The sequence below is a fragment of the Dehalococcoidales bacterium genome, assembly GCA_028716225.1.
Lineage (GTDB): Bacteria > Chloroflexota > Dehalococcoidia > Dehalococcoidales > UBA5760 > UBA5760.
The window spans coordinates 1-12,157 of sequence record JAQUQE010000008.1 but is presented as its reverse complement, the minus strand read 5'-3'; the positions used below and the strand labels follow the sequence as shown (position 1 = coordinate 12,157).

Genomic DNA, 12,157 nt, shown 5'->3' with positions numbered 1-12,157 from the left:
GCCATCATTATCGACCAAAGATGCAGCCTCCGTACAAAGCGGCAAAGAATATGTAACATATTAAGGAGGCATAAGCGATTATGAAGAGGAAATCAGTTGCAGAAAGAGAGGAGGAACGCAGGAACCACAAGAAAGTTCTTAAACAAGCGAGGAAAAAGCGGGGGAAAATGCCCGGAAGAAAGGTGAAGTAACAACCTAATTACTAGTGATATCTTACTAATGATGAACATGCTTTCCTGATGGCTGACATACCAATAAATACAGATAAGGGTTGAATAAAGAAACTTCACGGCACAAATAGGTGTTAATATGGGCAGACGCGACTACGTCCGAAGAGAACCAAAGAAGGCCAAGAAACGTGCTAGGCAGGCCGTCACAACCAGTATTTTAACAACGACGGTAAACGTGCAAGTTATTAACAAGGGTAAGAAAAGAGAGGGGGACCAAGCGGAAGAATAAACGCAATCGACAATCTTATCATTTATAAAGTAACGCGTGGGTGGGTAAAATGACACGAACGCCGAATGGATCTTGTCAAAAACCAGGCAAGTTTCTTAATGAAATAGAATCTAAACAACTTCTCAAGCAGGCAGGGTTAACGGTTACGGAACCATTCTTAGCCAATTCTGATTCAGAAGCCGTAGCCATTGCCTGTAGCCTTGGCTATCCCGTAGTACTCAAGGTAGTCTCACCCGACATCATTCACAAGAGCGACGCCGGGTGCGTAATCACCAGATTAACTGATCCGGAGGGAGTCAGACATGCCTATAACAACATGATGAGCAATCTTCGGCAAAATTATCCCGAAGTTGCAATAGATGGCATATCGGTGCAGTCACAGGCTCCCCGTGGGGTAGAAGTAATAATTGGTATGATAAGAGACATCCAGTTTGGTCCGGCAATCATGTTCGGGCTGGGCGGCGTCTGGGTTGAGCTGCTCAAGGATTTTTCGTTGAGGATTGCACCCCTTTATGAGGAAGACGCCTCTGAGATGATCCATGAGCTTAAAGGATTCAAGTTACTTCAGGGATATAGGGGACAGCCTGCAGCGGACACCGAAATCATTGAAGATTGGCTGCTAAAAGTGTCAGAACTGGTTATGCTAAACCCAAGCATAAAGGAACTGGACATTAACCCGGTTTTCGTATACCCCAATGGTGCCGTGGCAGTAGACGCACGGGTATTACTTGAAGATACGCCCTTGATCGCTTAAATAGTCTGATACAGAGCAGCTGGTATCGAACTATCGGCAGGTTCGGTAGTATGCCATATTTAAACAGGAGTTGCGAGATGTTACCAGTACAACCTGACAATTCCCTGAAACTACTTTTTTATCCAAGAAACATCGCTGTTATAGGTGCCTCGAACACGGTAGGTAAACTGGGCTACAATGTCTTTAAGAATCTAATCATTCATAATTATCAGGGTAGGCTATATGCTGTTAATCCTGGTGTGGAATACGTACAGGGCATCAAAGCCTATAAAGACATCGGTGATATTGACGATGAGATTGATACGGCCATCATCATCGTTCCGGCTAAAAGTACCCCCGGGGTTATCAAAAAATGCTGTCGAAAAGGGGTAAAGTTTGTTATCAACGAAGCCGCCGGTTTTTCGGAGATCGGGCAGGAAGGGTTTGCCATTGAGCAGGAAATCGTTCAGGCTTTAAGGAATTCCAGCACCCGGATGGTCGGCCCGAACTGCTCGGGATTGATCAATACTCATCACAATATGGTGCAGTCGCTCGGTATTGTGGGGCTATTGAGAAAAGGAAATCTGGGTGTGGTTGCCCAAGCCGGCGTTTACGCGGCGGGGTTACTGTGGGGCTTTAGCCAAACCATGGAATTCGGCGTCATCGCTACCATCGGCAACAAGCTGGATATTAACGAAACGGACATGCTGGAATATCTAGGTACAGACGATAACATTAGAGTAATTTCCATGTACCTAGAAGATATCAAAGCTGGGCGACGGTTCATTGATGTAGCCAAGGAGGTGACCTGCCATAAGCCAATCATTGCCCTTAAGGGGGGGCGAACTACTGTTGGTCTTAGAACAGCGGCTTCCCACACTGCCTCTATCGCCGGTAACAACGACATCTATAACGCTGTGTTTAGGCAGAGCCGGGTTATTCAGGCGGAAAGCTACCGGGATATGTTCAACCTTTCCAAGGCCTTTTCTAAACAACCCTTGCCTAAGGGCCCGGGTTTATTGATCATTAGCTATACCGGGGCTATGGGCGTTACCAGCACTGATACCTGTTACGAGAAAGGTCTCCGTCTGGCAGAGTTATCATCGGCCTCAATAAAATGTCTCAGCCAGATTATACCGCCTTATGTTACAGTAAAAAACCCGGTCGACTTAACCTTTGATCAGACACCAGCTCAGGTAGCCGAAGTAATTAATACCTGTGCAAAAGACGATGATGTCAGCGCTTTTGTAATCATTCTACAAGCTGAATTGACCGATCTTTATATCGAGAAAATTGGGGAACTGAGCCTTTGCGGTAAACCTTTGTTAATCAGTATTCCTGCCCGAGACTTTGTTATGCCCTCCGTGATTAAACTGGAGGAACTAGGTTTCCCGGTGTATGATGACCCTGAAACGGCAGTTCACATCCTCTCAAAAATGCACTGGTTCTATGAGCATAGCCTGTATTCCAAAATCTCCCAGTGAGTCTAATTTTTCCCCTCGATCATCATTGCTATAATGCTTTAATTGGTAGTCAAGTAACTGTGACCTACTCCCAAATATTATACCAATGTCAAGAAGTGAGTATACGAATCACCTTGACAGCTTCTTGTTAATCTTTTCTATACCGTATTGGATTACTCAGATTAACGTTTTGGGTGAACAGTCGCCATCGCTACAAAAATCTGTAAATTTGTTCAGTGAAGCCGATTCTCAGAAATGTTAACTCGTTGAACGCTTGAGCGAATAATGTGAATAAAAAACCGTTGCTACCATAATCAGTTGAATATTCTCGGAATGGGTAGTAGGATAAAGACAGGAAGCCCTTTCTTAACCGATATAGTGAATACCGCACTCATTACTGACATTTGGTCAGTGAGTTCGCTCGGTTCGTATTACTGACTGTAACTTCATCCCTCCCTCGCTCCAGATGACTGCGTTCGCTCGATTCAGGGGTGGGGTGACACTGGATGGGGGACATCGCGTCGGGCTTAGCTGAATTAGCTCCTTAATCCGTAGACGCACGTAAGCGCTTCATAGTTCTTCTCCCAAATCCTTCAAGAGAGTTATCTTAAGACTATACTTTATCTCCAACAGTTGCGCAGGTCCGGTCATTGGCTAGTGAGTCAAGTCATATTCGGCGAGGAAAGCTTCCAACAGGCTTCTTCTCACTACCTTCTGAAGTAATTCGATTTCATCAGTAAGGTCAGAGATTATCTTTTCCTCTGTTCTGAGCCCGGCTTCAAGGGACTTCCCGCCAATTCTCCTACGGTCATAAATATCGAATAGGACGTCGGCGATGTTGAAGTAGTCACCTTGATGGAAGAACTTGTGACGTATTTTGCGTAGATGCATGAAAGAGGCTCCATACTTGTTTAGTAGGTGATTCTCTATCGAAGTACCATGTGGTATCTTCCTACCGCACTCGTCACATTTCGCCACGGATTTGCAGACAGGCGGGGCGCCGGCTAGCGCCTCAAGGATTGCCATCAGGAAAGCTATGGTGCCATGGTCGTTCCTATACAACTCTCGGAATTCCGCAATGCTAGCACTGAAGACGTAGAGGCATATTTGGTTGAAAAGGCTTGTCTTCTTGGACCTAAGTGCCCTGAACAAGCGAAACGCCTTCTTATAGTTCACTACTCTCGAGAATTCAGGCGCTATTTGCCCCCAGCACATTCCTGTTTCTCTGAGTCTCCGCTCCTGTTCTACGGTCAGAGGTTCTTCAGATGTCTCCTTGCTTGTCGGGTAAACAGTTATCGGGAACTTATCAAAGTCTACGGCCGGAATCGCATTTCTATGGAAGTACTCGGGGCTACATATGAATTCCAGTTTAGTGTTCACAATTGTCTTTGTCCACGCCCGCTCACCAAACTCGTAAGTCTCTGGGTCGTCGCATACAAAAGAATGGAACATTATTAGGTCTCTATATATACTATACGAGTTCAAATTGACATAGGGGAGTCCTAGTATTGCCAGGTATCCGTGTGGTATGCAAGGCGCGAAACCTTGGAACATATATTCAGACGGGACGGTCGCTCTGAGAATATGGCGATTGCCGAGGTTGTAAGGCATAAGCGGGACCGCTGGTGAGAGTATCAAGTAATGCTGCGGTTCATACTGTGTTTCCAAAGTCTATCCTTTTACCGAAGCGTTTGATATTATGATGGCACAGCGTTAGTTGCTTCGCAAGCCGTCGCAGTAAGGCAATTAGCGACGTTGGTCTTATCGAGCGTCTAAGGCAGATTAGGAGAGCCCGAGGGCTTAACCGTGAAAAGCTGGAGGAGATTAGGGAAGTGATAGTCCGCTCTCGAAAGGATATACAGGCCATTTTGGAGCGGCAATAGTAATTAAGAAGTAAATGAAGCAGATGCGTCATGGAAGATTCCTAATTCATCCACTACTAGTCTGAGTCTGCTTGATCGTCTTGAGAAACTGAAAGCTAAGATATGGATGCTAGGCTTATAATTCTGGGCGGGGAATTTAGCAGTTATAACTAGACAAGGTTACAGTATTTGGGAAAAGTAGTGGCGAATTTCCCGGCCATTTCGACCATCCATTTGTAAGCTTCTCTCCACTACCCTGGAATTGGTAAAATTTGAACGAGGTGGTTCGTAAACAGGCTCCAAGCGGACAACAAGCATGCTAAAGAATACCTTCATCCATATTCCGGGCATTGGACCTTCCAGAGAAAACTGGCTCTGGACAACGGGCTTCCAAAAGTGGGAAGACTATCTCGAAAGGTGCCACGAGTGCACATTATCTCCAATCACGCGGGACAGGATTTCGTTGTACCTCGAACACTCGATACTGGCTGTAGATGATACGAATTACCGTTATTTTGAATCCCTTATGCCATCCGGGGAAATGTGGAGGCTCTACGGTGAGCTCAGGGCGAAGACAGCGTTTCTCGATATCGAGACCACCGGGTTGTGCGCGGGACCTAACGCCATCACATTGATTGGTCTTTTCGATGGCCTTGAGACCAAGGTCTTTATCCAGGGCATCAACCTCGAACAGTTCAATGATGAAATCAAGAAATATCAGCTTATTGTCACCTTCAATGGCAAGCGGTTCGATGTACCATTCATACGTTGTGTACTAGGTGATTTACCAGCAAACCAGGCGCATCTTGATCTGATGTATCCTTTAAGACGTCTCGGATATCGGGGAGGGCTCAAGTCGGTAGAGGAGCAGCTGGGAATCGGGCGTGAAGGAGTCCTGCGACAGATAGATGGTTTTATGGCGGTGCTACTCTGGCGAGAACACGAGAGAGGCAACCGGGCAGCATTAAGCACGCTTATTCGCTATAACCTGGAGGATGTGGTCAATCTGCAATATCTTTCTGATATAGTGTATAACACAAGTATTGCGAGGCTGCCGGTACTCGTAGACCCTCTCCCTAAGCCTCAGAAATACTGTCTCGATGATATTTCATTTGATGGCGAACTGGTAGAGTACCTGCTGAGGCAAGTCCATGAACGATGGACCTAGCTTTAGAAGATGGAGGTGAATTCAGGTACGAGCAGAAGAATTATCATTCGAACCAGTTCGATAGAAATCGAAGCTGAACTCATTGATTGTGCGACATCAGACGCAATATGGAAGGCATTACCTCTTGAAAGCATGGTGAATACTTGGGGCCAGGAGATCTACTTCAACATTCCGGTGAGTATCGGACTAGAGAACGGCCAGGAAGTGGTAAATGCGGGCGATATTGCATACTGGCCACCTGGGAAAGCATTTTGCATATTTTTTGGACCGACGCCGGGCAGCCGCGGCAATGAGATCAGGGCGGCCAGCAAGGTTAATGTTTTCGGGAAAGTTACGAGCGACTGCAATATCCCTGGCCGCGTATCCGACGGGGAGAAAGTATCGATTGAAAGAGTAGCGTAATTACCGCTAGTCATGTCAGAAAGAACCATTATTCATATTGACCTCGATGCCTTCTTTGTATCGGTGGAACGGGTACTCAATCCCGAACTCAACGGGAAACCTGTCGTCGTGGGAGGCAGTCCTGACCGGAGAGGAGTTGTTGCCACAGCCTCTTACGAAGCGAGAAAGTTCGGTCTGCACTCGGCCATGCCGCTGGTGACAGCTGCTCGGCTCTGTCCACACGCTATTTTCATCGAAGGGAACTTTGCCAGGTATCGGGACTTCTCACGCAGGTTCATGACGATTCTGAATGACTTCTCTCCATTCATCGAACCAGGCGGTCTCGACGAGGCATACCTGGACGTGACCGGGTTCGAATCGTTACACGGGTCAATAATGGAAATGGCAATTGCCATGAAACAGCGAATCAGGGCCGAATTGGGACTTCCTGCCTCAATAGGGATCGCCAGTTGCAAGATAGTGGCCAAGGTCGCGTCAGACTTCTCCAAACCGGACGGGCTGGTAGAGGTTCCCAGTGGAGGCGAGCGGGATTTCCTTGCGCCGCTGGCGGTAGATAAGTTACCCGGAGTAGGAAAGCAAACGGTGAAAGTCCTGAACGGTCTTGGGGTACGAACGATAGGTGATCTGGCTCGAATGCCATCTCATGCTCTCAGGGTTCGCTTCGGGGTTGCAGGGGAAACGATGCACCGGCATGCCAATGGTATTGATGATAGCCAGGTAATGCCTCCCGGAGAAGCCAAGTCAATCAGTAGGGAGACCACCTTCGGAGAAGATACTTGCGACAGGGCATTTCTGGAAGCAACTTTATGGACACAAAGTGAAAAGGTTGGAGCTGACCTCCGGAAACAAGGGCGGGATGCAAAGTGCGTGACGCTGAAACTGAGATATGGAGACTTTACGACCATCACCCGGAGCCACACGCTTCCTCAAAGTCTGTGTGCTGATAAAGAGATATTCGATATAGGGATCATCCTGCTCCATAAAGCGCTGGCGGTTGAAAAACAAGGGGTACGGCTTATCGGAATTGGTGTATCCCACCTGGCAGAACCAAGCCGGCAGACAGCACTTTTTACTCCTTCCGGTCGAAAACTAGAGGAGTTGAATAAAGCGATAGACCGCATCCGGAACAGGTACGGTTTTGGTGCTATCCAGACTGGGAGAGCCGTAATGCTGAAGGACTTGATACGCTAGCGATTATGATTAGCCGAAGCTGATGCATGATTGGAATCAGACTTTTCTTCTCGAGTAGGAATTGTTCCGGAAAATGCTCAAAATTGCACAATGTTCGGGAATGTTCAGCTTCAATATAACTGCTGTCTCAAGTATTGACAGAATCACATTTCACAGTTAAAGTATGTGCCAAAGGTATGCATTCGCAACAAGTCACAATATCGGCTAAGAACCTCGGGGAGTTAGCACTGCCTTCCTTCTGCCCAAGGTGCTTCTGGTTAAAGCTGCGCCTCCACAACAAGCTCCCCTTTCAGATCTTCCCCGGCATATTCAGCTCGATAGATTCATACACGAAGACCATAGTCCACAGTTGGTTTGATGAGCATCGGAAATCGCCCATATGGTTGAATGGCATCGGTGAGCTGACCGGATACGTGAACCCGCCTCATTGGAGCAAGTATGGCATCGTCGACGAAGAGAGCAATATCCTCTTACGCGGCGGTCCCGACGCCATATTCATAAAATCAGACTGCAACTACGTCATAGCCGACTACAAAACGTCCAAATACACGGGAGGTCAAGACAAGCTGCTTCCCATGTATCAGGTCCAGCTTAATTCCTACGCCTTGATAGGCGAGCAGCATGGATTCAAGCCGGTATCGAACCTGGCACTGATCTACATGGAGCCGGTTACCGACAGAGATATCCTAGACTTCAATCTGCACTACAGGGATGACGGCTTTCTGATGGGCTTCAAGGCAAACATACTTGAGATACCTGTTGACCTGCCGTCCATCTACCCGCTATTAGCCAGAGTGAGGGAAATCCACGATATGGACAGTCCTCCAGACGGATGCCCGGGATGTAACGATTGCAGAATCCTAGAGAACATACTGCTATTAAACAACGGAGGGGGATAACAGATGGGAGCCAAATACACTCACAAATGCAATAAATGCGGGTACTCCGTCTCCACCTCGGGCCCTTGGGAGTTTTACCGCGATAGCGAAGGTAATCGCAAGTTTTTCGGACACCCAAGCCCAAATTCTGAAGAGGCAAGGCAAAGTGGTATTCAAGGTCTCTTCGGAAATCTATACTGCCCTAAATGCGACAAGGTATTCGACCTCGTTCTGGATGAGTATAAAAAACCTACTTTCAATAAAATAGATATGTGGCTTGGCAGATGCGAGTCGACGGATAAGTACAATCAAGAGGACGCAGTTAAGTGTCCTATTTGCGGTAACACAGATTTGATACTTAAGCCGCTGGAAAATGAAGAAATCGTTTGTCCTAGATGCGGAAAAGGGAAATTGGTGGGAAAGATGGATTGGGGTTCATGATATTGATGTATGAATGATTGCCGAATACTGGAGAACATACTGCTATTAAACAACGCCAATGTATAACAAGATGTATCTAAATCTATCTATAGTATCGGAGGTATTATGGCAAGAGGACTATCCTGGAGCAACACGGCTGGTATTCATCAGACTAACTGGCGTGAAAATAAAGAGGTACTTATAGGGCAAAACGGAACACAAAATGGCGTGGAGAAAGACTATATTCTACCAGCCAACCAGTGGCTTCTTGGAATCTGGGAACCTGTACGAGACTCATTAGACGACTATTTAGTCTCTGACGAAGTACAGGCTAATGAAGGAAAGCACAATCTCAAAAGCTCATGGGTCCAATGTGCTAACCTCTTCTTCCCTTTCCGATACGACCCACACATGAGATATATGTTAAGAAGTTTCCTTAAAAGGGAACTTAATCTTGATATATCAACTATCGACGCTGTTGAACTAGAATATGCAGCCCCGGGTAGACTAGCGCCCAAGCATCTTCTAAATGAGCGCGGTAAGCGTGGTAGCGGTCAGACATCACCCGACATAGCTATACTTTTCAGCTGCGTAGACGGCTCATCTGGAATCTATCTTATCGAGAACAAGTATACTGAACACCACTTCTATGGTTGTTCGGCAGCTAAGAAGACCATCAGTAAGGAGCACCTACAACAGGGATTGAAGCCTAACCCAGATTCTACGCGTTGCAGAAATGTTAAAGGATTAGTCGACAACCCCAGTGGCTATTGTCATCAGATAGCCTGGGGCCGAAAATACTGGTCAATACTCGCTGACTCCATTGAAAAAGACGCTTGGCGAAGTCTACCATATTGTCCCGCATTCAGAGACGGCTATCAGCTACTGCGCCAACAGGCGTTAGCTCAGGGTATTGCTGAATCGGGATTGTTTGAATATGTATACTCTGGAGTTACATTTGATGAAAGGAATACTGAGCTGGTTCAATGTCTGAGTGATTTGGGGAGGAGCGATTTCACGACCGATTGGCCCAAGCTGTTCAACGATAATTCTAAGGTAAGATTTCACTCATTCACACATCAGGACTTTGTTTCGTGGATATCACGCAGCCGTAGTACCTACATTAGAGAGTGGAGTAAATACGTTAAAGAAAGGTATGATTACTAGCATATATTTTAAGAACTCTTATTGAAATATCATGTTGCATACTTGCACTAGAATGTAAAACTGCTAAAGGCTAATAGCAAAACCCAATATGTAGCCTATGGAACTCTATTCAAAAAGGGAAAAGGGGACAACTATCCACATCGAAGCCACAATCGATTACAGTGGTAACCTGATCATTTCCGGACAAGATGTCGGCGAACTCCCTCGCAAAGTCTGGGGCGATGATGACTATGAATATTGGCTAGTGGTAAAGCCGAAATATCAAGAAGAAGTTCTCAAAGCACTTAGCGAACACTGTGATCAAATTGGGATATGTATAACATCCTTACCCCTCAACAAAGGCGACGCAGTTTTAGAACTCCTCAAACAGATCTACGGCGGTAATATTTGCGCTTTCGATGAATTCCGAGATTTACTTAAAGCGAAACATATTCGCGCCAAGTTTGATAGTTACGTTTAGCATTACTTATTTAACTTAAAAGGTAAATAGGATGCAACGGAGGTTTATATGGCCATGGAAATGCAGCTTGGTAAATTAGAAAAGGTCAATTTACGTGAGATCTGGAAACGCGAAGCCACTGACTTTACCCACTGGTTGAGCAAAGAAGAAAATTTATCTATACTCGCTACCGAAATCGGCATAAGTATGCAGCTAGAGCGTATTGAAGCGAATGTGGGCAGGTTCTCAGCAGATATCCTAGCAAAAGAAGACAAGACGGAACGGATGGTTATTATTGAAAACCAGTTAGGACAAACAGACCACGACCATTTTGGCAAGTTATTTACTTACGGTTCTGGTTATGATGCAGGCATATTAGTTTGGATATGTAGTGATGTAAGAGAGGAGCATCGCAAGGCAATTGATTGGCTTAATGAAAAAACGGACAATAGTGTAAATATCTTCCTTGTGAAGATGGAGGTTTGGAAAATTGGGGACTCTCGACCTGCCCCAAAGTTTCAGATAATATGCTCCCCAAATAACTGGTCAAAAACGGTTAAGGAATTTGGCATTAATGAATTAACTGAAACCAATAAGCTTCAATTAGAATTCTGGACCGATTTTAATGCCTATCTTCAGAACAATCATGTTAATTTACGAAGTAAAAAGCCACAACCTCAGCATTGGTATGATATAACATTGAAGGATATCCCTAGTACGCAAGCATATTTATCATTAACCGTATCCTTTGGGCAGAACTTTATACGATGCGAATTTTACATACCGAATAACAAAGACTTGTACCATAGTGTATTTCAAAATAGGTCAGCAATTGAAGAAGAACTAGACCTTAAATTAGCATGGCAGGAAAATCCTAAAGCCAAAGCTTCAGGTGCTCATATACGAAACAATAATATAAAGCTAAAATCACGAGGGGAATGGAGAGAAGCTTACAAATGGATGGTAGAAATGGCTGGGAAATTCGCTACTACTTTCCCCAAATACTGTAATATTGGCTAGTTACTACTGCTAACTTGCCCAGTCTAGAACTGGAAGTCTAGCATTTATATCTTAGCTTTCAGTTTCTCCAGACGATCGAGCAGACGCAGACTAGTAGTGGATGAATTAGGAATTTTCCAAAAATCAGAATTGAACCACTTTATACAAACTTCATATGCTTGCTTATAATCTTTAGCTTTGGAATACAATATTGCCAATCGTTCGTAGCAATATGGCATTCTAGAATTATCAGCAACCGCGGTCTCTAGTATTCGAATTTCATCATCTGTATTCCCTTGCTTTTTCTTTTCCATAGCCTTATCGTACAGACTATCAAAAGGATCCTTTGACCGATACAATTCTGGATATAGTCCCTGGATGATGGACACAGCTTGTGCATAGTCTTGAATACATAGGTTAAGATATTCCCTTTTGCGGTCTTGTTTCATCAATTCAATCATTTTTGCTTTAAGAGAAACCTCCATAATTCCCCTCCATAGACAATACTATGCCAGTGTTATGAATGCTATATAATTTTCTATAATCATGCAAACTTACGCTGTAATGCAATTCCGCACAATGAAAGTAGCAAAATCCACCAATGTGCTGAGAATACGCGTATTTTGTATACTAGCGCTTTGGAATTATTTTTGGGTTAGACGGGTTAAAGGGGTTAGGCAAAATACATATATACTATTTCTAGCTAACCAGCTTAACCTTTCAAACCTAGACTTTTACCCAGCCTTGTGAAGAAAATGCAAAATTTTGTATTGTGGCGCTTGTATGAAATGCTAATTATTAGATGATTCGAAAGTAAATTGACTATTGTGGGCAGGGCAAATCGTTAACCGGCTGGTGGCATCAGCTTAGTAACCCACAAGTCCCAGTCTGGCCTTCCTGAGTAGAGTATGTCACCAGTTATTACGCAACCGCCGTCTGATGTCTCGATGATAGAGTATCCACTGTAGTAGTTGTT

General features: G+C 45.1%; 12 protein-coding genes. 10 read left to right on the top strand and 2 right to left on the bottom strand.

Going from position 1 to position 12,157, the window contains the following annotated elements; translation table 11 throughout:
* Positions 1–508 precede the first annotated feature (508 nt).
* Positions 509–1,213: an acetate--CoA ligase family protein gene (locus tag PHI12_06130; GenBank protein MDD5510365.1), complete on the top strand. Its 705-nt coding sequence runs from the start codon at positions 509–511 to the stop codon at positions 1,211–1,213.
* Between the two features lie 77 nt (positions 1,214–1,290).
* Complete coding sequence (locus PHI12_06125; protein MDD5510364.1) at positions 1,291–2,676, top strand: CoA-binding protein; 1,386 nt, start codon at positions 1,291–1,293, stop codon at positions 2,674–2,676.
* A gap of 633 nt (positions 2,677–3,309) precedes the next feature.
* Here PHI12_06125 and PHI12_06120 read toward each other — a convergent pair.
* The gene (locus PHI12_06120) at positions 3,310–4,107 is read right to left on the bottom strand and encodes a hypothetical protein (protein ID MDD5510363.1); all 798 of its coding nucleotides are present in this window, start codon (positions 4,105–4,107) and stop codon (positions 3,310–3,312) included.
* Between the two features lie 726 nt (positions 4,108–4,833).
* Between PHI12_06120 and PHI12_06115 the strand changes: the two genes are divergently transcribed.
* From PHI12_06115 to PHI12_06080, 8 genes are all read left to right on the top strand, one after another.
* The gene (locus tag PHI12_06115; protein ID MDD5510362.1) at positions 4,834–5,685 is read left to right on the top strand and encodes a ribonuclease H-like domain-containing protein; all 852 of its coding nucleotides are present in this window, start codon (positions 4,834–4,836) and stop codon (positions 5,683–5,685) included.
* Between the two features lie 15 nt (positions 5,686–5,700).
* Positions 5,701–6,087, top strand: a complete 387-nt coding sequence (locus PHI12_06110) for a cyclophilin-like fold protein (protein ID MDD5510361.1) — start codon at positions 5,701–5,703, stop codon at positions 6,085–6,087.
* 12 nt (positions 6,088–6,099) lie between these two features.
* Entirely contained in the window at positions 6,100–7,278 is a 1,179-nt protein-coding gene (gene dinB / locus PHI12_06105) for a DNA polymerase IV (GenBank protein ID MDD5510360.1), read from the top strand.
* A 176-nt stretch (positions 7,279–7,454) separates the two neighbouring features.
* Entirely contained in the window at positions 7,455–8,177 is a 723-nt protein-coding gene (locus PHI12_06100) for a hypothetical protein (GenBank protein MDD5510359.1), read from the top strand.
* A 3-nt stretch (positions 8,178–8,180) separates the two neighbouring features.
* Entirely contained in the window at positions 8,181–8,597 is a 417-nt protein-coding gene (locus PHI12_06095; GenBank protein MDD5510358.1) for a hypothetical protein, read from the top strand.
* A 105-nt stretch (positions 8,598–8,702) separates the two neighbouring features.
* Positions 8,703–9,743: a hypothetical protein gene (locus PHI12_06090; GenBank protein MDD5510357.1), complete on the top strand. Its 1,041-nt coding sequence runs from the start codon at positions 8,703–8,705 to the stop codon at positions 9,741–9,743.
* 97 nt (positions 9,744–9,840) lie between these two features.
* Positions 9,841–10,203 (top strand): hypothetical protein, encoded by a 363-nt coding sequence (locus tag PHI12_06085; protein MDD5510356.1) that lies wholly within the window; start codon positions 9,841–9,843, stop codon positions 10,201–10,203.
* Positions 10,204–10,251: 48 nt separating this feature from the next.
* A complete protein-coding gene (locus PHI12_06080; protein MDD5510355.1) occupies positions 10,252–11,202 on the top strand; it encodes a DUF4268 domain-containing protein in 951 nt (316 codons plus the stop codon).
* Between the two features lie 44 nt (positions 11,203–11,246).
* On the opposite strand, the gene PHI12_06075 is transcribed toward PHI12_06080, so the two are convergent.
* A complete protein-coding gene (locus PHI12_06075) occupies positions 11,247–11,666 on the bottom strand; it encodes a hypothetical protein (GenBank protein MDD5510354.1) in 420 nt (139 codons plus the stop codon).
* Positions 11,667–12,157 lie beyond the last annotated feature (491 nt).